Source organism: Akkermansia sp. BCRC 18949 (assembly GCF_045011645.1).
Lineage (GTDB): Bacteria > Verrucomicrobiota > Verrucomicrobiia > Verrucomicrobiales > Akkermansiaceae > Akkermansia > Akkermansia massiliensis.
The window spans coordinates 1,176,007-1,199,069 of the sequence record NZ_CP123619.1 but is presented as its reverse complement, the minus strand read 5'-3'; the positions used below and the strand labels follow the sequence as shown (position 1 = coordinate 1,199,069).

The 23,063-nt window shown below is 61.3% G+C and carries 20 protein-coding genes and 1 riboswitch; of the genes, 9 read left to right on the top strand and 11 right to left on the bottom strand.

Translation table 11 applies throughout. The annotated features are described in order from the left end of the window. Positions 1-15: 15 nt before the first annotated feature. From P8A25_RS04945 to P8A25_RS04900, 10 genes are all read right to left on the bottom strand, one after another. Positions 16-825 (bottom strand): PEP-CTERM sorting domain-containing protein, encoded by an 810-nt coding sequence (locus tag P8A25_RS04945; RefSeq protein WP_215443801.1) that lies wholly within the window; start codon positions 823-825, stop codon positions 16-18. Positions 826-1,370: 545 nt separating this feature from the next. Then, positions 1,371-2,693, bottom strand: a complete 1,323-nt coding sequence (locus P8A25_RS04940) for a Gfo/Idh/MocA family protein (RefSeq protein ID WP_404838785.1) — start codon at positions 2,691-2,693, stop codon at positions 1,371-1,373. Positions 2,694-2,717: 24 nt separating this feature from the next. Next, positions 2,718-4,820: a M3 family metallopeptidase gene (locus P8A25_RS04935; protein ID WP_215443797.1), complete on the bottom strand. Its 2,103-nt coding sequence runs from the start codon at positions 4,818-4,820 to the stop codon at positions 2,718-2,720. A gap of 148 nt (positions 4,821-4,968) precedes the next feature. Continuing rightward, positions 4,969-5,244, bottom strand: a complete 276-nt coding sequence (locus P8A25_RS04930; RefSeq protein WP_404838799.1) for an acyltransferase — start codon at positions 5,242-5,244, stop codon at positions 4,969-4,971. Between the two features lie 384 nt (positions 5,245-5,628). Beyond that, positions 5,629-7,242: a tetratricopeptide repeat protein gene (locus P8A25_RS04925; RefSeq protein ID WP_215443795.1), complete on the bottom strand. Its 1,614-nt coding sequence runs from the start codon at positions 7,240-7,242 to the stop codon at positions 5,629-5,631. 13 nt (positions 7,243-7,255) lie between these two features. Continuing rightward, a complete protein-coding gene (argS, locus tag P8A25_RS04920) occupies positions 7,256-9,013 on the bottom strand; it encodes an arginine--tRNA ligase (protein ID WP_102728238.1) in 1,758 nt (585 codons plus the stop codon). Positions 9,014-9,152: 139 nt separating this feature from the next. Further along, positions 9,153-9,713, bottom strand: a complete 561-nt coding sequence (locus P8A25_RS04915; protein WP_102729667.1) for a four helix bundle suffix domain-containing protein — start codon at positions 9,711-9,713, stop codon at positions 9,153-9,155. Positions 9,714-9,888: 175 nt separating this feature from the next. Continuing rightward, complete coding sequence (locus tag P8A25_RS04910) at positions 9,889-10,032, bottom strand: hypothetical protein (protein WP_022397401.1); 144 nt, start codon at positions 10,030-10,032, stop codon at positions 9,889-9,891. 173 nt (positions 10,033-10,205) lie between these two features. Beyond that, positions 10,206-10,730 carry a hypothetical protein gene (locus P8A25_RS04905; RefSeq protein ID WP_102721497.1) on the bottom strand — a complete coding sequence of 175 codons (525 nt, stop codon included), beginning with the start codon at positions 10,728-10,730 and terminating at the stop codon, positions 10,206-10,208. Between the two features lie 109 nt (positions 10,731-10,839). Then, entirely contained in the window at positions 10,840-11,694 is an 855-nt protein-coding gene (locus P8A25_RS04900; protein WP_215443793.1) for a hypothetical protein, read from the bottom strand. 193 nt (positions 11,695-11,887) lie between these two features. Between P8A25_RS04900 and P8A25_RS04895 the strand changes: the two genes are divergently transcribed. Together P8A25_RS04895 and P8A25_RS04890 are read left to right on the top strand one after the other, a co-directional pair. Then, entirely contained in the window at positions 11,888-12,388 is a 501-nt protein-coding gene (locus P8A25_RS04895; RefSeq protein WP_215443791.1) for an N-acetyltransferase, read from the top strand. A gap of 164 nt (positions 12,389-12,552) precedes the next feature. Next, positions 12,553-13,566 (top strand): TlpA disulfide reductase family protein, encoded by a 1,014-nt coding sequence (locus P8A25_RS04890; RefSeq protein WP_102728068.1) that lies wholly within the window; start codon positions 12,553-12,555, stop codon positions 13,564-13,566. 21 nt (positions 13,567-13,587) lie between these two features. Here P8A25_RS04890 and P8A25_RS04885 read toward each other — a convergent pair whose 3' ends face one another. After that, complete coding sequence (locus tag P8A25_RS04885; RefSeq protein WP_404838784.1) at positions 13,588-13,983, bottom strand: TfoX/Sxy family protein; 396 nt, start codon at positions 13,981-13,983, stop codon at positions 13,588-13,590. Positions 13,984-14,261: 278 nt separating this feature from the next. Further along, a riboswitch (cobalamin riboswitch) is annotated at positions 14,262-14,467 on the top strand. 9 nt (positions 14,468-14,476) lie between these two features. Here P8A25_RS04885 and P8A25_RS04880 point away from each other — a divergent pair. The 7 genes from P8A25_RS04880 to cobM are packed head-to-tail and all read left to right on the top strand — an operon-like array spanning position 14,477 to position 23,027. Then, complete coding sequence (locus tag P8A25_RS04880; protein WP_215443787.1) at positions 14,477-15,442, top strand: sirohydrochlorin cobaltochelatase; 966 nt, start codon at positions 14,477-14,479, stop codon at positions 15,440-15,442. A gap of 1 nt (position 15,443) precedes the next feature. Continuing rightward, positions 15,444-16,151 (top strand): precorrin-2 C(20)-methyltransferase, encoded by a 708-nt coding sequence (gene cobI, locus P8A25_RS04875; RefSeq protein ID WP_215443784.1) that lies wholly within the window; start codon positions 15,444-15,446, stop codon positions 16,149-16,151. Then, positions 16,148-17,386 (top strand): hypothetical protein, encoded by a 1,239-nt coding sequence (locus P8A25_RS04870; protein WP_215443783.1) that lies wholly within the window; start codon positions 16,148-16,150, stop codon positions 17,384-17,386. The genes cobI and P8A25_RS04870 overlap by 4 nt, the downstream gene beginning before the upstream one ends. 6 nt (positions 17,387-17,392) lie before the next feature. Further along, the gene (locus P8A25_RS04865) at positions 17,393-18,055 is read left to right on the top strand and encodes a precorrin-8X methylmutase (RefSeq protein WP_215443781.1); all 663 of its coding nucleotides are present in this window, start codon (positions 17,393-17,395) and stop codon (positions 18,053-18,055) included. 33 nt (positions 18,056-18,088) lie between these two features. Continuing rightward, a complete protein-coding gene (gene cbiD / locus P8A25_RS04860; RefSeq protein ID WP_215443779.1) occupies positions 18,089-19,207 on the top strand; it encodes a cobalt-precorrin-5B (C(1))-methyltransferase CbiD in 1,119 nt (372 codons plus the stop codon). Beyond that, positions 19,195-20,412 carry a precorrin-6Y C5,15-methyltransferase (decarboxylating) subunit CbiT gene (gene cbiT / locus P8A25_RS04855; RefSeq protein WP_404838783.1) on the top strand — a complete coding sequence of 406 codons (1,218 nt, stop codon included), beginning with the start codon at positions 19,195-19,197 and terminating at the stop codon, positions 20,410-20,412. Before cbiD ends, cbiT begins: the two co-directional genes overlap by 13 nt. Then, entirely contained in the window at positions 20,409-23,027 is a 2,619-nt protein-coding gene (gene cobM / locus P8A25_RS04850; protein ID WP_215443776.1) for a precorrin-4 C(11)-methyltransferase, read from the top strand. Before cbiT ends, cobM begins: the two co-directional genes overlap by 4 nt. Positions 23,028-23,063: the final 36 nt, after the last annotated feature.

Genomic DNA, 23,063 nt, shown 5'->3' with positions numbered 1-23,063 from the left:
AATGCTGAATGCTCCTTAGTTTTTGCGCCGCCGCAACAGCAGCGTCGCCAGTCCGAGCAACCCCAGGGATGCCGTGGCCGGTTCGGGAATGGGTTCGGTTGCCAGCATGAATCCGTTCAAGCTGACATCTGCATTTACCACATCCGCGGCCGCTCCGGCGGAGCGTTCATAAGTGAGCGTCACCTGGCCCGAATTGTTTGTGGTGAATGCCCATTCCATCCCCACGCCGGAAGAATCCGTCGTCCCCTGGAAGGTTGAACCGGTCACCGTTCCCGCTCCTTCATAGCCGTCCATCAGGCTGCCTGTGACATTGCTGACACCGCCCGAGAGGGCCATGCTGGTTTTATTGGTTGAGAAACCGTTGTTGCCCAGAACGTACAGATAATAGGTGGTATTGGCCGCCAGGCCGCTCAACGTGAATTGCAGGCCGACGGTCTGTCCCTTCACCCCGTTGCACTTGCCGGAAATGGAAGATTGCGCCATGCTGTCCGGGAAGAGGGAGTTGATGGAGGGGGACGTGCCTGTCGCGTCCAGGTAACCCGCATTCATGGCGGCGGTGCTTTTGTACGCCATGGTGAGCGTGACGTCCTGACCGCCCAGATTGCCGAGAACCACGGACGGGGAAACGTTTCCCCCGTTTTTGCTCAAGGAAGCAATGGAGGCGTAGGAGGTGGCTTTTCCTCCCGTGATGGAGGAAGCCTGGGTAGCCACACTGATCCAATCCGGATCCCCCGCAGAGGAAGAACCCAGATTAATTTTCAGGGAAGCCGCAGAAGCCGCGGAGACGGCGCCTGCCAATAATAGCAGAATGAATGATTTCTTCATGGTTTTAGCCAATTCACAAGATATATGCCGGATTTGGAATCCGGTATGGATGTTACAGCCGTGAAAAATTGTTCTTCCTGATGCTCTGCAACATTTCCCCATTCCCCCTTTTCACAGCTTTATACCGCCGGCCCTGACGACTACCGCCGCCAACATGCAAAGACGGTCAGTAATGATTGCGGAACAAAAAGAAAGCCTGTTATATCAGGAAATCCCTACGGCAATTTCCAGGATATTGCCAAGCCAAATTTCCTTAAAACGTTTTTCTTTCAATTTTGTAGGCTTGACTCCGGATTCCAAATCCGTCCGTTTTATAACCCTGTCCTGACCAATAAGTTATTTTTTATCATTTAAAACCGGAATATTTATGATTTCCAGACTTGACCAAATATTCTTTTTCTGTATTTCCACGAATTCCATTAATTATTCCGTTTTTCATGGAGGAAGATGGTTGCAGCCATCTACGGTTCCACATCCGGAACCAGCAATAAAAAACGGACGGTTTCCCGTCCGTTTTCTGGAAATTGAAGTGTTGAACTACCGGATCAGTAGTCCAGTTCACCTCTCATGACCCGGCGCTCAGATTCGGCCACGTCCACCACCTGGCCGGTCAGCCGGGCGTGTTCCGTGGCAAAGGCCATGACATGGGAGTGGGCGGATTCTTCAATGGAGGTGGTCATGTCCGCCGGAGAGGGAACCGTCAGCATGTCATCGTAAAGGGCTTCCACCAGCCCCCAGTCACCGCCGCCGTGGCCCTGGTAGCCGCCAGCCAGTTCCTCCAGCTCCACCACGCGGGTTTTTCCGCCAAAGTGGGGCGTGACGGTGATTTCACCGGGGCCGTTTTCCTTGTAGAAGGCTCCGGCGCGGATTTTGCCTTTGGTGCCGTATACTTCAATATGGCGGCCCTGTTCAAAGGCCGTCATCGTGAAGGTGCCGGTCAGGCCGCCTTCAAAGCGCATGATGGAAACCTGGTGGTCCGGCTGGTCGTTGTCGCACTGGAGGTAGTCCCTGCCCCACGGGGAGGTTTCAAGCCATTCGCAGATTTCCTCTGCGGTGGCTTCCTGCGCGCGGTCGTAAACCATGCCCAGCCAGCGCTTGCATTCGTCGTCCGTGGCGTATTTGCGGGCGTCCCAGGGGTCTTCCCCCACCGGGGTGGTCCAGTCCGTGCAGCGTTCCGGCCGGGGGGAGGAGAGCGTTTTTTTCGTGAAGAAGGTGAGCTCCCCGAAGCTGGCTACGGAGAGGCACTTGCGCCGCCCCATGAGCCAGTAGAGGATGTCCATGTCATGGCAGCATTTGGCCACGATCATGGGGGTGGAGGTCTTGCTGTTCCCCCAGTGGCCGCGCACGAAGGAGTGGGCGAAGTGCCACGCCCCCACGCCTTCATTGGCGTTGAAGGTGATGACGTCCCCTATTTCCCCGCTGGCGATGATTTTTTTCAGGGTGCGGTAGAACTGGGTGTAGCGCAGCACGTGGCACACGGCCACGCGGCGTTTCAGCTGGCGCGCCAGGTCGCGCAGTTCCAGCGCTTCCTTCAGCGTCTTGGCGATGGGTTTTTCCAGCAGGACGTGGTAGCCCAGCTCCATGGCCTTTTTGCACGGGGCGTAGTGGTAGTCGTCCTGCGTGCCGATGATGGCTACGTCCGCCAGGCGCGGTTCCTCCAGCAGGGAGGCGGCGTCCTTGAACAGGCGGATGGAGTCCCGCTCCTCCTCCGGGGCAAAGTCACGCACGGCTTCCGTGCGCTGCTTTACGGGGTCCGCCGCGGCGGCGATGCGGTAGCGGTTTTTTTGTTCCATGGCCAGCTTCATGTAGGTGCGCGTGCGGGAGCCGCACCCGATGCCGGCGAGGGAGAGTCTTTTTTGTTCAGGCATGAGGATTGTGTTAGAGAGATTGATTTAAAGGATGCCGGATTTGACAAGCAGAGCTTCCGCGTCCGGATCACGGCCCATGAAGTCGCGGTAGAGTTCCGCGGCAGGCTTGCTGTTGCCCTTGCTGAGGATGCAGCGGCGGAAGTCGCGCCCGGTCTGCGGGTTCAGCACCCCTTCCTTCAGGAAGCGGCTGAAGGCGTCCGCTTCCAGCACTTCCGCCCATTTGTAGGAGTAGTAGCCGGAGGCATAGCCCGTGGGGTCCGCGAAGATGTGGGTCAGGCGGCGTGCCACGGAGGGGCCGCGATCCGTCATCGGCACCCGGTAGTCCGCCAGGATGCGTTCATCCGTTTCTTCCAGCGGAGCGCCCTTGTACCGCGGCCAGTTCACGTGAAGCTCCAGGTCCAGCTTGCCGAAGCAGAGCTGGCGCATGAAGTCCGTGCCGCTCATGTAGTTGCGGGCGGCGCGCATTTTGGAGAACAGTTCGTCCGGGATTGTTGCACCCGTTTCATAGTGCGCGGCGAAGAGGTCCACGGATTCCCGCTCCCAGCACCAGTTTTCATTGATCTGGGAGGGCAGTTCCACAAAGTCCCAGGCCACGTTGGTGCCAGCCAGGGATTTCACCTCCACATCAGAGAGGAGCTGGTGCAGCAGGTGGCCGAATTCATGGAAGATGGTTTCCACCTCCCGGTGGGACAGCAGCGCGGGCTTGTCCCCAACGGGCTTGGTCATGTTGCCGACCATGAGGCCCAGATGGGGCACGCGGGGCTTGCCGCCGTGCGGGGGTTCCCCCACGCTGAGGTAGTTCATCCACGCTCCGGCGCGCTTGGAGTCCCGCGGATGCCAGTCCGCATAAAAGGAACCGAGATGTTCCCCGCTTTCCGCATCATGCAGTTCATAGAACAGGACGTCCGGGTGCCATACTTCCACCGCGCCTTCCGGCACTTCCCCGAATTCACCGGGCTTGAACGCCACCGTAGGGCGCGGCATTACCGTGATGCCGTACAGGCCGGAGTAGATGGAGAAGAGGCCGTCCATCACCTTTTCCACAGAGTAGTACGGGCGCAAATCTTCCTCGTCAAAGGAGTAGAGCTCGCGGCGGCGTTTTTCAGACCAGTAGGCGGTTTCCCACGGGGAGAGCTTTTCCACGGGTTTTCCGGTTTTTTCCTCCTTGTACCGCCGTACGGCTTCCATGTCTTTCAGGAAGGAGGGCTTCACCTTGTCATGGAGGTCATTAATAAAATTCAAGGCGTTGGCTCCGCTCCCGGCCATGCGGCGGGAGGTGGCGTAGTCCGCAAAGCAGCCATACCCCAGCAGATGGGCCTTTTTATCCCGCAGTTCCAGGATTTCCGCAATGAGGGCCTCGTTGTCATATTCCCCGTCCTTCCCTATGGAGCAGGAGCCTTCCCACATTTTACGGCGCAGTCCGTCCGAGTCCGCAAATTGCATGACGGGCTGGAGGGAGGTGAATTTCTGCGTGAAACGCCAGCGGGGGGCTTCTTCCGTGCCGTGGCCGTTGGCCAGGGCGTCCAGCCGGGCGGCTTCCTTCGCGGAGTCCGGCAGGCCGGAGAGTTCCGCTTCATTTTCCACGATGAGTTCCCAGGCGTTGGTGGAGTCCAGCACGTTTTCCGCGAATTTCTTGGTCTTCAGGGAGAGCCGGGCTTCTATTTCCGCATATTCCGGCTTCACCTCGTCCGGCAGGTCCGCCCCGCTTTCACGGAAGTCCGCCAGCGTTTCCTGAATGAAGCGCTGCCTGACGGGGGAGAGGTTTTTCACCCAGTCACAGGCCGCGGCTGCTTTCAGGACCGTCCACAGGCACGGGTTCAGCGGAACGGAGGAGGAGAAGGCGACCACTTCCGGCAGCATTTCCCCGATGGCTTCCCGCTGGGCGGGTTCGTCATTGACGGAGTCCAGATGCATGATGCGGCCCCAGCCGAGGTGCAGTTCCTCAGAGGCTTTTTCCAGAGCGCCGAAGGTGCTTTCATAGGTCAGGGAGTCCAGCGGCTGGTCACAGATGGCCTGGATGTTCGCCCTGGCGCGGGAGATGGCTTCCGTAACGTCCGGCTTGATGGCGTCCGGCGTGAGCCGTGACCAGGAAACGAGGAAGGAGGGGTCCAGATAGGGATGGTTCATGTTGCTTGATGTATTTGTTATTGAAAATGAAGATGGCCTTATTCCGGGAATACAGGAGTTCATGGGAGCTCCGGCCTTCCCTGCGGCGGCCATGAAAAGATGAAGTTTACCATGTTTTAGGAGAATCCGGAGGAGCGGCGTTTGCCTGTTAAATATTTTTAATGAATGCTGCGGGGTTCCCGCCTACCAGGGTATGCGGACCGACATCCTTCGTTACGACGGAGCCGGCGCCTACGACAGCCCCTTCACCCACCGTGACGCCGGGACAGAGAACCGCCCTGGAACAGATCCACGCCCCTTTTTTTATCACTACAGGCTTATTTTTCAAGATGAACAAGTTGCCGGCATCATGATTGGACGTCAGTATGGAGACCTGCGGCCCGATCAGCACGTCATCTTCTATCGTGACGCTTCCCGCGGCCATCACGTCCAGGCCTTCATTGATGAATACGCGCTCGCCCACCGAGACGCAGTGTCCGCGGTCAATCTGGAAGGGGGGAGAGATGTTGGAGGATTCCGGGAACCTGCCCTCAAAGAGTTCATTCACGAGGGCCCGCACTTCCCCGTCAAACGGTGGGAGCGAATTGATTTTCTGGCAAAGCGTGCGGCTTCTCACCGTTTCCGGCCACAGTATTTCCTTGAATTCCCTGGATTCCCGGGTGTTGATCGGTTCTCCGTTTTTCAGTCTTTCGTAAATATCCATGTTGTTCGCCTTTCCAAAGTTTTTATTCATCCCAGTCCCTTTCCCGTCTGCCGGGGACGGAGTCTCCAGTCCGTTCCATGAGAAACGGCAGGATGGCAGGATGGATTATTTTCCGGCGGCGCGGGCTTGTTTCAGCGTGTCCAGCACTCCGGCATGGTTCGGGAAGCGTTTGAGCGCCTGTTCGCACATGTCCGCGCATTCCCGGTATTTCCCGGCCTTCAGATAGGCGCGGGCCAGCTTCCATTCCGCGGGGTACGGCACCACGGGGGGCAGCAGCAGGGAGGAGAAGCGCTGGCTCCCGATGGCCTCGGACATCCAGACGCTGGCGGAGTCCGGGAACATGAGGGAGCGGATTTCAGAGGAATACAGGCTTCCCATCTGGAGGCAGCGAGCCCAGTAGGAGACGCTCATCTGCCGCCGGGCGGCGTCCGCGCCTTCCATGAGCAGGCGCAGAACGCCGGACAGTTTGTCAAAGGCGGACGCCACGGCGCCCGGCCTGCCCTGCCTGGCAGAGTAACAGGCGCCCATGTATTGGGTGACCACTGCCGCCATGCCGTTGCTCAAATCCGGAAATCCCTTGGGCAGCGGTCCCGGAGAAGCCTTGAGCACAAGAGCCTGCGCGGGCAGGTCAGGCCGGGCCAGCATCAGGCGCGCGGGCAGTGTCCTGGCCTCCCATATTTGCAGGAGGGTGCCGGGGGCCAGCGGATGCTTTTTGTCCAGGGGAACGGAAGCGGCGCGGGCGGCGACGGCGTTCGCCTGCCTGTAATGTCCGGCGCAGAATTCAGAAACGGCCCGGTAAAGGATGGAGCGGAACCAGGCGTCATCCAGCGCGGGGGGAACGTTTTCCGCCTTTTCCCAGGCCAGGCACAGGTTTTCAGAGTCCTTGAAGGCGGCGCATGCCCCTTCATAGTCTCCCGTGCGGAACAGGCAATGGCCCAGCAGATGATGGGCGGACGCGGAGAAGGGGTTGGCGGCCACGGCCTTGCGGGCGGTTTCCACCGTTTCCGGGGAAATGACGGGAGCCACTTCCTCCAGCAGGGCGCGCATGAACAGGGCGGCCTGGGAGCCGGGGCGTTCTTTCAGGACGGCGTCCACCACGCGGACGGCCTCTTTCTGCCCCTCTCCGGGGTTGCCCTGCCCGTCAAAGCCGTCCCGCAGGAGCATGGCGTAAAAGAGGGGTGCGTAAGGGTCGCGCTTCCAGGTGGAGCAGATGGTTTTCCACGCTTCCTGCGCCTTCACGGGCCCGTTCATCAGCAGCACGGCCAGGGCGTCCGCATAGGCGCGTTCCTGTTCCGGACAGTCCGGACGCAGCGCCAGCTCCTTCATGCGCTTCATGGAATGGACGCGCTGGTCCTGAAAAGCGGGTCCGGCGCCCATCAGGCTCATGCACCTGCCCCAGTGGGCCATGAGGCAGTCCGGGTCCAGCCGGAGCGCGGCGTCAAATTTCCGGAAAGCACGCATGTCCCCGAAGGTGAGCAGATGCGTCATTCCTTCCAGCACCAGCATTTGCGCGGCAGGAGAGGAGGAGCCCACCATCATCGGCTCCACGCCGGGCGGCAGCACGGCAGGCTGTGCCGGAACGCCGGCGCGGAAGACAGCCTCCCGCCAGCCGTTCAGGGACGGGCTGCTCATCCAGTACCCGTGTTCCCCGCCCCCAGCAGCGGAACAGAATCCCGCCATGGCGGCGGCCAGCAGGACATGGCGGAAAGAGGCGTTCATAAGGAAGAAACGGTTACATTCTGTCCGGAAGCTGGATGCCCAGCAGGCCCAGCCCGTGCTTGAGGGTGCGGGCCGTCAGCTCGCACAGGGCCAGGCGGGAGTGCCGCACAGCCCCTTCCGATTTCAGGACCGGGCACGCCTCATAGAAGGAGTGGAAGGCCCGGGCCAAGTCAAAGAGGTAGGCGGCCAGCACGTTCGGGCGGCAGTCGTCCAGCACCTGCGGCACCACTTCCCCGTAGCGGGCCAGGAGGCGGGCCAGGTGGATTTCCGCATCTTCTGAAAGCTGAATGGGGGCGGACCAGTCCAGCGGGCTGCCGTCCAGCTTGCGGAAGATGGAACGCACGCGCACATAGGAGTTCTGGAGGTACGGGGCCGTGTCCCCCTGGAGGGCCAGCATTTTGTCCCAGTTGAAGACGTAATCCGTCATTCGGTTCTGGGAGAGCTCCGCAAATTTTACGGCTCCTATGCCCACGACTTCCGCCACGCGCTTTTTTTCCTCCTCCGGCATGTCCGGGCTTTTTTCCTCCACTACGCGGGCGGCGCGTTCAATGGCTTCATCCAGCACGTCCTGGAGGGAAACGGTGTCCCCGGAACGCGTCTTGAACGGCTTGCGGTCGTCTCCCAGGATGGAGCCGAACGCGATGTGGCGGTAATCCCCGTCCATGCCGCGGCGGCGCTGGGCGGAGAATATCTGGCGGAAATGCAGGGCCTGCGGTGCGCCCACCACGTACCAGATGGAATCCGCCCCCCACGTCCTGATGCGGTGGTCCAGCGTCGCGAGGTCCGTCGTGGCGTACAGGAAGCCGCCGTCCGCCTTCCGGATGATGCAGGGGTTGGCGCGCCATTCCCCCTTGTCCTGCACGAGGAAGGGGTCTTCATTGGGCGGCACGGAGCCGTCGGAAAACACGCAGATGGCGCCGTCGCTCTCCCGGGCCATTCCGGCGGCGATCATGCCGTCCACCAGCGGAGCCAGGGCGTCGTTGTAAAAGCTTTCCCCCAGCCAGTAGTCAAAGTGGATGTCAAGCTGGTCGTAGATTTTGGAAAGGCCGGATTTGGAGACTTCCACGCAGCGCTTCCAGATCGCCAGGTTTTCCCCGTCCCCGGCCTGGAGCTTCACCAGCTCCGCCTTGCAGGTGTCCAGCAGTTCCGGCTTTTCCTTGCACATCAGGTTCACGTCCTTGTACACCCGCAGCAGTTCGTCAATGGGGTTGGCGGCCAGGGCCTGCTCGTCCAGAATGTTCTTCCAGCCCCACAGGATCATGCCGAACTGGGTGCCCCAGTCCCCGATGTGGTTGTCCGTAATCACGTTGTGCCCCACAAAGCGGGCCACGCGGGAGAGGGCGTCACCGATGATGGTGGAGCGGATATGGCCCACATGCATGGGCTTGGCGACGTTGGGCGCGGAGAAGTCAATGACGATGGTTTTGGGGTCCTGCACCTTTTCCACCCCCAGCCGGTCGTCCGCCAGCATGGCCAGCAGGCGCGCGGCGTAAAATTCCGGCTTGATGCGGAAGTTGATGAAGCCGGGCCCGGCGATTTCCAGGGAGCAGACGCCGTCCTGCCCCATCCGGTCCACCACCTGCTGGGCCAGAGCGCGGGGATTCGTGCGGCACCGCTTGGCAAGCACCATGGCGGCGTTGCTCTGATAGTCCCCGAACCGCAAATCCGCGGACGGCGTCACACTGGCGCAAAAATCAGCGGGAAGCTCCTCCCCCAACACCGCTTTCAATGCGGCGGACAACTTTTCTTCAAGAATTCCGGGTATGGTCATGTCTGCCCAGATGAACGGACATTCCAACGCCGTAGTCAAGGCGCAACTGTCATGAAGACATATCTTTTGACCCGCAACCCAGCCCGGAAATTGCCCGGGAGGACCATTGGGACGAATGAGACCGGTGAGACAATTGCTTTTACGAGCTTCCCGACTTTCTCCTCTGCTTCCGCAGCCGGGTCATTCTCTCCCTTAAGCCTCCCTTCTGCAAAAACCGTTCTTCCAGTACATTCATTTGTTTTTTCAAGAGAAAAGCGGCCTGATGAATCAGACAAACCGCCATATTCGCGAACACTTCATCGTTTCTGGAATGAGCCAGATTTAAAAACCATTCCGAATGGTCATGCCGCAGGGAGGCCTTCCGCATAAACAGAGATTCGGGAGAATCCTTATCCCATAGCCTCAACCCGCGCGTACGCAAATAATCTTCATAGTCCAGCAGAAGCTCTTCCAAGCTGGCCCGGGCTACATTGGTCAGCTTGATTTCCGTTTCACGGGAAGTGACGGAAGCCATGCTCCCCTCCGCAATATTCTGCTTGCCGGAACGCGCCGCCTGCACCATCTGGTCAGTAGTACGCGCATCACGACTCAAGTAGCGTCTGCAGAAAGCTACCGTCAAATCGTAAATGATTTGGGCCTTGCGGAATGAAAGAAGCCGTCTGTAGCCGCCTCCCTTAGGCAGTAAACGCCCGTCATCCATCTGTCCTCCCTTCCCTCTCCGTCCCAAAGAACCCAGCCGTCCCCATCGTCCCATTCACGCGCTTCATCGTTTTATGGTACGATGAAAAAAGGGAGACTCAATTTTTTCTCCCCGTCCCTCCCCGCGAACCGGGCGGCCAGCGCCCGAATCCGCCTTTTCCGTCAGCGTGCCTTTCCTAGAAAGACCGCATTCTGGAAGCCTTCAGCCATGCTTCCAGTTTCCTGGAGGCCTTTACCTCTTTTTCCCGTTTCTTTTCCGGCACGGACTTTCCGGAGAAAGCCTTCGCCAGAACCAATGCCAGTTTTCTTTTCATTTTCATTCTATTTTTCTATAGGGTTTGCTCCCCCGGGAGCGGAGGAATTCAGGAAGAATCCCTGCCGTCTCCCTTTGGGGAACGCCGCCTACTTACTGTATGCAGTAAGTTTAGTCCATTAGAAAAAAACGATTCCTTGTCATACTTGATACAATAAGGAAGAGAAAGCCCGCAGGCCGTTAATCAAGAGACTTTTCCAGCAGGTCCGCATCCTTGGCCGCAGACGGATCAAAGGGCCTGCCTATTTTTTTCATCTCCGTTTCCACCCGCCGGTGTGACGATTCGCCCTCCATCATGACGTCCAGGGAACGTTTCAGGGAGGCCAGATTGGAGGTGTACAGCTTCTGCCGCGCCGCCGTGCGGGAGGCCAGCACGCCCCGCCGGTCAAACAGGGCCAGCACCGTATAAACGTCCCCGTTTTTCCCTCCGGCAATCAGGCCGACGCCAAAGAGGGGAATATTGCCCAGGAAGTCGTTTTTAGCCTTGCGGTAGCGGTAGGTCCACAAGACGCCGTTTTTCATGGTCACCACGTCGGAGGGCTGGCCCAGCGCGTCGTAAACGTCCGCCTTGGAGGATTTTCCCGGCGCCAGCCTGCCGTATACTTCCGGGGACGCCACGGATTTGTTGCCGTATGTGACGGAACAGGCGGCCAGGGCCAGGCAAAGGGCTCCCAGGAAGGGCAAGAGGACATAACGCATCTGCATGGGGGAAAGGTACGTGGCCCGGATTCCAAGTCAATGCCGCAGCCCATCATTTCCCGTGGATGCACCGGAAAGGCCGCCCCGGGAAGAAGCTCCCGCCCGGAGGCCCCCCCTACTTCTCGCCGAAGTCATATTTCTCCGTCTTCCACAGGAACATGCGCCGGTACAGGTGGTATTCCGTCACGCAGAGGACGGGCATGCCGATGATTCCGATGAACGGCAGCAGGCGGAACAGATGGCGGCACAGGAAGAGCACCACCATCAGGAAGCTTTCCCTGAATACGGTCATGTACAGGGAATACGGGTTGATGAGCGTCCTCTTGTACAGGGAGGAGGCCAGCAGCGGCCCCAGGATGGGAATGATGCCCAGCACGACCACGGCCGCAAAGGTCCAGCCCCTGCGGCGCCCAACATACGCATCATACTGGTCCACGGATTGTTCCCCCTGGAGCACCGCCTTTCCGCAGGAGGGGCAGCGCTGGTTCAGCGTAGGCTCATGGAGCGGCTGGCCGCAGTAGAAGCACCGCCGGTAGCTGCGGAGGACTTCCTCATGCCTTTTCCACCCGGTGGACGGAATCACGGTGCGCAGCCTGGAATAACCAATCCAGTTCAGGGCGCGGGGTTTGGGATTGGGCGTGCCGCACTTGGGGCAGTGCAGGCCGCACGGGTACATCATGGTGCCGCATTTGGAGCAGAAAATGCGGTGGTCGTATTCCCGGCGGCGGCAAAAAAGGTAGTAGGCCCCCAGGGCCAGCCCGCCCAGGAGGCCCAGCGCGATCACCACCCACGGATACAGCAGAGAGTAGGCCACCAGGTATTCCGTCCAGGAGTGGTCGGACTGGTGCATGAGGGATTCCGGGCCGATGGGGTTCTGCGCCACGTCCGGAAGGCCGCTCACATATTTTTCACCCATGTCCCTCAGCGGCCCCGCGGGGAGCCATTGTTGTATGGGAATGGGTTCTCTCATGATTTGGCATGCATGCAGGGTTCACAATACAGACAGGATTTCCCCCCGGTTTCCGTCAAAAAAGCCTGTGTCATCCAGCATACGGCGTCCCCGGCGGAATAGGGAGGGGAAAGTGGGCCATGGACGGAAAATTCCGCCGGGAACGTGGAAGAGGCCCTTTTCATCCGGGGCTTTTCCGTGTAATATTCCCGCCATGCCAACACTCCGCCAAGCCGCCAAGGACGACATCATGCTGATTCATGAACTGGCCCTCCAGGCTTTTCCGGCCACTTACCGGGACCTCCTTTCCCAGGAGCAGATGGATTTCATGATGGACTGGATGTATTCCCCCGCCAATCTGGAGAAGCAGATGGAGGAAGGGCACGTGTATTTCATCGCCTCCCATCAGGGGGAGGACTGCGGCTACCTGTCCGTCCAGCCGGAAGGCCCCGGCGTCTTCCACTTGCAGAAAATTTATGTTCTGCCCGGTTTCCAGGGCCTGCACATCGGCAGCTACCTGTTCCGCCAGGCCGTCAGCTACATCAGGAGCATTCATCCGGAACCGTGCCTGATGCGCCTGAACGTCAACCGCTACAACACCCGCGCGGTGGAGTTTTACCAGCGCATGGGCATGCGGGAACTGGAACGCGGGGATTTCCACATAGGCCACGGCTATTACATGACGGATTACATCATGGGGCTGGATATTGCCTGAAGCGTTTTTCCCACGGGAACGGGCCGCCGGGCGTCCCCGGACCGGAAGTGCACAGCCCGTCGAAACAGAACAGGCGGGACAGCCGAGGAAACAACCGGAGAAGGCAGCGCGGGGCGCGAGCTTCCTTCTTGACACTCAATGCGGGATTCTGCATCATCCATCCTATGAAAACCTTTACTGCCCTCATTCTGTCCGGCTCCATTGCCGCCATGACGGCCCCGGCTTTCCTCCACGCGGCGGACAACGGGAACGGCGCCAAAGTCACCTACCCATCCTTTGACGAAGGCAGCCACCTCCACGGGCCGAGAATCAAGGCTTCCGACCTGAAGGGGAAGGTGGTGTTTTTTGAATACTGGGGCATCAACTGCCCTCCCTGCATCGCCAGCATGCCGCATTTGCAGGAATTACAGGACAAATTCCAGTCCAAGGGTTTCACCGTGGTTGGCAGCCACCGCCAGGGGCTGACCCCCAGGGTGAAGCAGTTCCTGGAGGAAAAGAAGATTACCTTCCCCGTCTATCAGGGGCTGGATATTCCGGCGGCCTCCTGCCCGGGAGGCCTGCCGCATGCGGTGCTGATCGGGGCCAACGGAAAGGTGGTGGCCAAGGGGCATCCCACCCAGCTTTACGACCTGGTGAAAAAGGAGGTGATGAAGGTGGAACGCGGCCTTCCCATCCTGGAAGGCGTGGAGCTGGACAAGTACAAGTCCCTGGCCAAGACAGTCGTTTCCAACGGCAGCAACATCGAGTCCAAGATCACGCCCCTGCGGAAGAAAACAGATGACGAGGAGGCCCAGGCCGTCTGCGCCGCTTTTGACGAATGGCTGGGAGACGCCAAGGACATGGTGCAGGCCCAGATCCAGTCCAACCCGCTGGAAGCGGTGACGGCCATCACGCGCCTCAAGACGGCGGTCCCCTCCGTCAAGGAGTTTGACGAACCGCTGGCGACTCTGAAGGCGAACAAGGACCTGCCGAAGCTGGCCGACCTCAACAAGAAGATTTCCGCCCTGGAGCAGCGCAAGGCGAAAGGGAGAAAGGTTTCCGAATCCGACCTCAAATCCCTGACGCAGGCCGTGGACAAATTCGCGGAGTCCGACAATGAAGCCACGCAGACCGTTGCGGGCAATCTGAAAAAGAGCCTTTCTTCCCTGGCTGTGCCAGAGGCTCCGGAAGATAAATAAGCCTTTCAGCCGAACGGCATTTCATCCGGAACAAACAGGCGTTAACGGACGCCTGTTTCTTTTTTCTCCGGAAGCTTTTTTCTTCTTCCCGGATAAGACATCCGGAGCGGAGAGAACGGAACAGGTTGCCCGGACAAAGGAGGAGAGAGTCCGGTCATCGTCCAGTTCCGTCATCAGGAAATGCGGCCTGGCGCCGGGATAGGGACTGCCCTGCTCCTGCTGCGGAAGCAGCTTCAGGCCCGGCTCCGTGATTTTGACAAATAATTGGTTGTCACATACCAGGCCGAAATATTTCCGGTCACAGTACAGGCCGTATTCCCCAAACATTTTTTTGAAGGAAATGTCCCCGGCATGCCGGAGCTGGAAACAGATATATTCTACAACATTCGGGGAAGAAGCCATGCTCCATGTTCTCATACCTGCCCCGCCTTCTGCAAGCAGCAAACTCCGGCCTGCGGCCCACCGGATTGGAAAGCCCCGGCACGGTACGGAATGGGCCGCTTCCTCCCTCTCTTTTCCGCCGGGATTTCTGCACCCCGGAATGCCCCGTCTTCCACCGCTTCCGCATCCGGAACCCTGCATTTTTTCCAAGAGCAGGCGCAGGAACGGCCAAAAGGCGGTTTTTACCCGTCCACGCACATTTTTTCCCAGCCTCCGGAAATTCGGCGGCGTTCTAATAAACATTGACAGTGACGGCTAAAAACGCCATTAAACACGCCGAAGCAACGGGGAATTCCGTGAGAACCGGAAACAGTCGCGCTGCGGTATCGGGTTACAAACCCTCAAGGAACGCTTTTCCGCCAGCGTTCCGGTCAGCCAGTCCTCCCATTCCGGAGGGTGAAGGCGAGGGGGAGGTTGGAGACCCGGAGTCCGAATATCCTTGCTTCGGTTCACCATACCTCATCAACGCATGATTGAAGCATCCTCTTACGTGCCGGGGGCATTCCTGCCCCTTTCCTCCGTTTTTCTTGCAGGACTCACCCTGTTTTCCCTGCCCGTGCTTTCCGCCGCCCCATGCAGGGAGGAAGCGTCCCCCGCCCCGGCGGAACAGGCGGCGCCGTCACGGCAGGAAGGGCTTCTTCTCGTGGCCTTCGGGACCAGCCACCAGGACGCTACCGTCTCCTACAAGGAGCTGGAGAAGGACATGCTGGCCCATTATGCCCCGGACCGCCTGAAGTGGAGCTACACTTCAAGCATTATCCGCAAGAAGCTTGCCGGACGCGGAACCCCCGTTCCCTCCGTGGAGGAAAATCTGGAACAGATGGCCCGCAAAGGCATACGCACATTGCGCGTCCAGTCCCTCCACATCGCCCCCGGCGAGGAGTTTTCCCGGATGGAGAGGCAGATCGTCAGTTTCCTGGCGCGCCATCCGGACAGCTTTGACCACGTGTTCATCGGCCGCCCCCTGCTGGAAAGCGAACGGGACAGGAACGAGGCCATCACGGCCCTTCTGGAGCATTTCCCCGCGGAACGGAAGAAGGATGAAGCCATCCTGCTCATGGGGCACGGCCAGCAGGAAGGACGCTGCGACATGGTGCTTTCCGACTTCGCCCGCGAGCTGAACGACCGAGACAGCCTGGCGTTTTTCGCCACCGTGGAAGGAACGCGGGGGGTGGCCCCCATTCTGGAACAGCTTAAAAAGTCCGGCGCCAAGACCGTCTGGCTGGCCCCCTTCATGCTGGTGGCCGGAGACCACGCCAAGAACGACCTGGGCGGGGATGAGGAGGATTCCTGGGCTTCCATGCTCAGGAAGGAGGGCTTCACCGTCAAGACCCACCTGCGTGGGCTGGGGGAAAACCCGGGCATCCGCGCCGTTTTTTCCCGCCATGCCCGGACCACGGAGGACGACCTCATGATCCCCAAACAAGCGCATTGACATGGCCAGCCCTGGAAAGTTCTACGGGGTAGGCATCGGCCCCGGAAATCCGGAATACCTCACGCTCAAGGCCGTCAACGTCTTCCGCTCCGTGGACGTGGTGTTTACGGTGACCGGACCCAACAGCGATTTCAGCATTTCCGAAGCGGTGGTGCGTTCCGTGGGCGGCGTGAAGGCAGAGTTCCGCAAGCTGGTTTTCAGCATGTCCCGCGACGCGAGAACCAGGCAGGAGCAGATTGAAAAGAATACGGCCATTATTGAGGGAGTTCTTTCCCGCGGCCTGGACTGCGCCTTTGCCACGCTGGGAGACGCCATGACCTACAGCACCTTCGGCTATATTCTGAGCCTCCTGCTCAGCCGGAATCCCGGCCTGCACGCGGAAGTGGTGCCGGGCGTCACCTCCTTCTGCACCCTGGCGGCCCGCAGCCGCCAAATACTGGTGGAAAACGGGGAACGGCTCCGGGTCATTCCCGCCTTCAAGCCGGAGATGGCGGATTCCCTGGAGTTCCCGCCCGGAACCACCACCGTTCTCATGAAGACCTACCGCAGCCGCGCGCGCCTGATGGAGCGCATCCGGCGGGAAAAGGACATCCGCGTCATTTACGGGGAAAGGCTCGGCATGCCCGACGAGTTTATTACGGACGACATCCACGTCATTGACGCAAGGCCGGAAGAATACCTTTCCCTGATGTTCGTCAAGAAGGCATGAACGGCACCAGGCACTCCCGCACCTATCCCTGGCGCCGGCCCCTCCGCTGGCTCTGGCTGGCGCTGGCCCTGGCAGCCTCCGGAGTCATGGTGGTCCACATGCCCGCCGGCATGGGCGCCGGGGGATCGGGAAAAGCCCGCACAGCCATGAAGCCTGCCGGGGAATCCACCCGGGAAACGCAGGCGGGAGGGGAAAAGACGGAAGCCGCCGCTTCCAGCCCTGCCCCGCCGCCCAAAAAGAGCCATCATTCCCGGAACACCCAGGTTCCGGAGACAGGCGCGGGAAAAATTCTGGCGCGCCTTCCTCAGATTGGCAGCCTGATCGGCCTGGTGGCCGTGGCGGCCTTCATCGGCGGCATTGCTGAAATCTTCCGCTGGCATCTTGCCCTGGGCAAGCTGTTCGGCGGACTGGCCCGCTGGGCCCACCTGCCGGAAATCATCAGCCTGTCCATCCCCACGGCGCTTTATTCCAATGCCGCCGCCAACGGCATGCTGGTGAGCAGCCACGCGGAAGGCAAAATTACTCATTCCAACCTGATTGCGGGCGGCATGGTGAACAGCTACCTTTCCTACGTCTCCCACTCCCTGCGGGTGGCGTATCCGGTCATCGGCGCGGTGGGGCTGCCCGCCATCTGCTACTTCGGGTGGCAGATGGGCTTCGGCTTCCTGTTCATAGCGGCCGTGCTGTTCCTCCACCGCAGGAAGAGCCCCGCCGCCGCGCCGGATTCCGGGAATGCCGGCGCCGTGGCCGCCGCAGGGCACGCCTCCCCGGAATGGCGCACATCCCTGCGCCAGACGTGCCTGCGGGTGCTGGCGCTTGTTTTCCGGATGCTCTGCCTGACGGTCCCCCTGATGATCGGCGTGGAATGGCTGATGAAAAACGGCCTGTTTTCCTGGTGGGAGGAACATGTGCCGGACTGGGTGAACCGCATTTTTCCCGCGGAGCTCATGAGCATCGTCGCCGCGCAGATGGGCGGCCTGGTCCAGGCCGCAGGGGTGGCCGCCAACCTCCGCAGCCACGGCATGGTCACCTCCTCCCAGATTCTGCTGGCCATGCTGGTAGCCAGCGCCATCGGCAACCCCATCCGCGCCCTGCGGCGCAACCTTCCCTCCGCCATGGGCATCTTCCCCACGCGGGACGCCCTGACCATCGTGGTGGTCATGCAGCTTTCCCGCATGATCGGGGCCATCCTTCTTATTGCCCTGACGGGACTTTTCATCCACTATACCCACTGACTTCTCATGACCTCTGAATTTAACATCCGCTGGGACATGCCCCCCGCCGCCATTGAGGCGGAGAGCTTTGCCGCCATTGAACGGGAGTTCTACGGCTGGGAAGAGCTGCCGCCTGCCGAATGGAAGGTCATGCGGCGGCTCATCCACACCACGGCGGACCTTTCCATCGGCGAGGGGCTGGCGTTCCGCCATGATCCCATTCCCTCCGCCCTGGAGGCGCTCCGCAGGCACTGCCCCATCTTTTGCGATTCCAACATGATCCGCGCCGGACTTTCCGTGGAACGGCTGAGGCGCGCCCATCCCGGCTACGCACGGGAGGACATCCACTGCCATATTTCCGATGCCGACATTGCGGAACAGGCCAAATCCACAGGCAGGACGCGCGCCATCTGCGCCGCGGAAAAAGCGCGCCCCATCCTGGACGGAGCCATCGTCCTCATCGGGAACGCTCCCCTTTCCCTGGCCCGCATCGCCCGGTACGCGCTGGAGGAAGGCATCAGGCCCGCCCTGATCGTAGGCATGCCGGTGGGCTTCGTCAACGTCGTGGAATCCAAGCTGCTGACCGGAACGTGCCCCGTCCCGCAGATTGTCCTGGACGGGCGGCGCGGCGGGAGCGCCCTGGCCGTGACCACCCTGCACGCCATTCTGGAAAACCTGCCCGCCTCCTAAGTTTTCCGCATTCCAAAAAGCCGTCCCCCATCCATGTCCGCCCCCCTCCGCCAGCCGCTCCGGAAAGGATTTTCCACAGGAGCCAATGCCGCCGCCGCCATCACGGCCGCATGGAAAACGCTGAACGGGGAAGAAATCAACGGACCGCTTCCCCTGCTTTTCCCGGACGGGGAGACGAGAACGCTTCCGCTGGCAGACTGCGCGCCGGGGTTCGCCCGCATCGTCAAGGACGGCGGGGACGACCCGGACTGCACCCATGGAGCCGTGCTGGAAGCGCGCGTAAGCGCAGCCGTGCCGGAGCAGGCCGCCCGGGAAGATTATCTCCTGCCCATTGGCCGGGCCCTCCTCATCCTGCGCTCCGGCGGAGGCATAGGCCTGTGCACGCTGCCGGGCCTGGACTGCGAGCAGCACAAATGGGCCATCAACCACGGACCGCGGCGCATGATTGCGGACAACCTGGCACGCGCCGGCATGCGGGAAGGGTGCTGGCTGGCGGAAATCTCCGTGCGGGACGGGGAAAAGCTCGCCGGGAAAACGCTCAATCCCCTGCTTGGCGTGGTGGGGGGCATCTCCATTCTGGGCACCAGCGGCATCGTTCGCCCGTACAGCCATGAAGCCTACATCGCCACCATCCGCATCTGCGTGCGCTCTACCCGGCTTTCCGGCTTCAGGAAGGCCGTGTTCTGCACCGGGGGGCGCACCGCCGCGCTGGCGAAGACCCTTCTGCCGGAATACCCCTCCATTTCCTTCATCTGCATTGGGGATTTCATTGCGGAAAGCCTTCAGAGCGCAGGTGAACAGGGCATGACGGAAGCCGTAGTGGCCTGCATGCCGGGCAAGCTCTGCAAGTACGCCGCCGGATTTGCCAACACCCACGCCCACAAGGTGGCCCAGGACATGCCGCTCTTTCTCCGCACGGCGGAACGCCATGCGCCGCTTTCCGGGGAAGCGCGCCGGGGCATCCTGGCCTGTTCTTCCGTCCGCCAGGCGCTCGCCCTGACGCCGGAAGAGGCCCACCTTTCCATTTACCGCGACCTCGCCGCGGAAGCGCAGCGCCAGTTCCAGCGCCACGTGCCCGGCCTTCCCGTCCGTTTCCTGATTTCCGGCTTTTCCGGCAACCTCCTTCTCGACATACCTCCATGCCACCCCTGACTGTTTTTTCCTGCGGCACAGGTCCGCTTCAACCGTCCCCGGCCCTGCTTGGCAAACTGGCAGAGGCACAGAGCATTTACGCCTCCTCCGCCCTGCTGGAAGCCTGTCCCCCTTCCGACGCCCGGCGCATCCCCATCGGCAAAAACGCGCGGGAACAGGCGCGGGAAGCCCTGGAAGAAGCACGGCACGGCAACAACGTGGTGGTGCTGGCCTCCGGAGACGCCCTGTTCCACGGCATGGGCGGCACGCTCCAATCCCTGGCTTGTGACGGAGACCGGCTGGAATTCGTCCCCGCCCCCACGTCCTTCCAGGCCCTGTTCCACCGCCTGGGCATGGCGTGGGACCGCGCACGCTGCTTCAGCGCGCACAGCACGGAATATATTCCGTGGGGGGAAAATCTGGCCCAGCCGCTCGCCGTCATCTACGGTGGCCATCCCTTCACCGCCTGCCGCCTGGCCGCGGCGGCCATGGAGTTCCATCCGTCAGCGGCGGGGCGTTCCGCCGTGGCGGCCCAATGCCTGGGAATGGCTGACGAGCGCATTCTGCAAGGAACCCTGGCAGAACTGGCCCGGGAGGAATGCGCCCCCACCTCCATGCTCCTGCTGCTGCCGGACGAACGTTCCGGAGCCGCCCCCATTCTGCCGCTGGGACTGCCGGCGGATTTTTATGAAAAGGAGAACAACCTGATTACCGCGGAGGAAGTGCGCGCCGTCATCCTGTCCAAGCTGCGCCTCCCTGCCTGGGGCGTGCTGTGGGACGTGGGAGCCGGAAGCGGCTCCATCGGCCTGGAAGCCGCCGCCCTGCGCCCCGGGCTTTCCGTGTACGGGCTGGAACGGCAGGCGTCCCGCCTGGAACTGATCCGCCGGAACTGCCGGAAGCTGGGGTGCGTGAATTACGCCTGCATGCAGGGAGAAGCGCCGGAAGCCCTGGCTGCCCTGCCCGCACCCGACCGCGTTTTCCTGGGAGGCGGGGGCGCCGCCCTTGAATCCATCATGCAGGCCTGTTTTGACGCCCTGAACCCCGGCGGCCTTCTGGTAGCCTCCGCCGTAACCACGGAAAGCGAGCACCTGCTTTACGGCTGGAACGCCGCCGCACGCACGGGGATGTTCTCCCTGGACATCGCCTCCGAATCTCCCATTGCCGGAACCTACCACCATCTGCGGCACGGCAACCGCATCACCCTTTTTACCTATTCCCGCGCATGAATACCGCCCGTTTTCCCATCCACTTCATAGGAGCCGGCCCCGGAGCCGAAGACCTGATTACAGAACGAGGCGCCGCCCTCCTGAAGGAGGCGGACGTGGTCGTCTACGCCGGCTCCCTGGTCAATCCGGGGCACCTCAAGCGCTGCCGCCCGGAGGCGGAACTTCATGACAGCGCCAGAATGAACCTGGAGGAACAGGTGGAAGTGATGGCCCGGGGCGTGCTGGAAGGAAAAAAAGTGGTGCGCCTCCACACGGGGGACCCCTCCATGTACGGAGCCATCGCGGAGCAATTCGACCTGCTTGACAAGAAGGGCATTGAATCCATTGTGGTGCCGGGAGTCAGCAGCGTTTTTGCGGCGGCGGCGGCCCTGCGCACGGAACTGACCTATCCGGGACTCGCCCAGAGCCTGGTGCTGACGCGCACCCCGGGAAGAACGCCCATGCCCTCCGGGGAGGCCTGCGAGGCCTTTGCCGGGACGGGAGCCACGCTGGCGTTCTTCCTCAGCGCGGGCAAGCTGGACGAACTGGCCGCACGGCTGGTCTCCGCCGGGAAATCCCCCGATACGGCGGCGGCGGTGGTGTACCGCGCCACCTGGCCGGATGAAAAAATCATCCGCGGCACGCTGTCCACCATTGCCGCGGAAGCGGCCCGCGCGGGCATCGGCAGGCAGGCCCTCATTCTGGTGGGAGACGCCATCGGCGCGCACGGCTGCGGGCAGTCCCTGCTCTACCACGGCCAGTTCAGCCACGGCTACCGGAATGAGAAGAAAGACGAACGGTTCGACGGAAGCTGCGCGTTTTACGCTTTCACGGAAAAAGGAGTCCGCAAGGCGCAGGAGATTTCCCAGTCCCTGGGGAAAGCCGTCATCCATTCCGTAGGCAGGGCCGGGGAAACGGAAGGAGTCACGCGGGTTGCCCCGGAGGACTTCGACCCGTTGCTTGCCCGGCAGTGGAACCTGTTTGACGCGCACGTTTTCATCGGAGCCACGGGAATTGCCGTCAGGAAAACGGCTCCCCTGCTCCGGGACAAGGCCACGGACCCGGCGGTAGTCTGCTGTTCGGAGTCCGGCTCCCACCTCATTCCCCTGCTTTCCGGCCACCTGGGCGGCGGCAACCGCCTGGCGCGCAGGCTGGCCCGCATCAGCGGCGGGGAGGCCGTCATCACCACCGCCACGGACACGCGGGGAATCACCGCCTTTGACGAAGCGGCGGCCAGGGAAAAGGCCTGCGTTCTCAACCCGGACGCCATCAAAAACCTGAATGCGGCCCTGCTTGCCGGAGACACCGTATCTTTTCACGGTCCGCAGGAAATCCACGAACGGTACTGGCAGGACTGTCCCCAGGTCATTCCGGCGCGGGCGGATGGAGCGGAAGCCGCGGAAAAACCGCACGTTCCCGCCGTCTATTGGGATGAAGAGCCCCCGGAATCTGCGGGGGGAGCTGCCGCCCTGCTTATTCAGTCATCCTCCTTCGTGCTTGGAATAGGCTGCAAAAAAGGAACGGAACCCGGGCTGCTGCAGCAATACGCGGAAGGCTTTCTTGCCCGGCAGGGAATCTCCCGGTCCCGTATCAAAGCCCTTGCCTCCTGCACGCTCAAGGAGCAGGAACCGGCCATCCTGGCCCTGGCCGCAACATGGAATGTGCCTTTCCATGTCTTTGAGCCAGCCGAGCTGGACGCGGTGGAAATTCCCACGCCGTCAGACGCCGTCTTTGAAAAAACGGGGACTCATTCCGTTTCCGAGGCTTCCGCCATTCTGGCCTCCGGGGGTAAAATCAGCACTCCTAAAACCGTTTGCGGCGGGGACGTCACGCTGGCCCTGGCAACGTGCCCTCACGGCAGCCGGAACAAGGCCCGTCAAGGAGCCGGAAATGTCATCGTCATCGGGCTGGGGTCCGGGTCTCCGGGCCAGCTTACGCCGGAAGCGGCGGCAGCCATGGAGCAATGCACCTGCATAGCCGGCTACACCAAATACCTGGATTTCATCCGGGAACGCATCCACGGGAAAAAGATGATCCAGACCGGGATGATGGGGGAAGTGCCGCGGTGCACGGCCGCGCTGGAAGCGGCTCTGAACGGGGAAAATGTCTGCATGGTCTGCTCCGGTGACCCGGGCATCCTGGCCATGGCCGGGCTGCTCTACGAAATGAGGAAGGAAAACGAACGCTTTTCCCCGGTCCGCATTGAAGTGCTCCCGGGAATTACGGCGGCCAGCATTTCCGCCTCCGCGCTGGGGGCGCCCCTCCAGAACGGCTTCTGCCTGCTCAGCCTGTCCGACCTGCTGGTCCCTGCGGAGGAAATCCGTGCCAACCTGGAGCAAAGCGCCGGAACGGCGCTGCCCGTGGTCCTTTACAACCCCGCCGGACGCAAACGCCGCCATCTGCTGGAGGAGGCCCTGCGCATCTTCCGGAACCAACGCGGGGGGAAAACCCTCTGCGCCTACGTGAAGCACGCGGGGCGCCCGGCCCAACGGAAATGGGTGGGGACGCTGGACGAATTCCCGCTGGAGGACGTGGACATGTCCACGCTGGTGCTTCTGGGAGGCCCCCGGACCATCAGGGACGGAGACGTCCTTTTTGAACGGAGAGGCTACGCCGACAAGTACGGAATATCCTGACCTGATCCGGAAAGACAGCATCCGCAGAATTTGCCT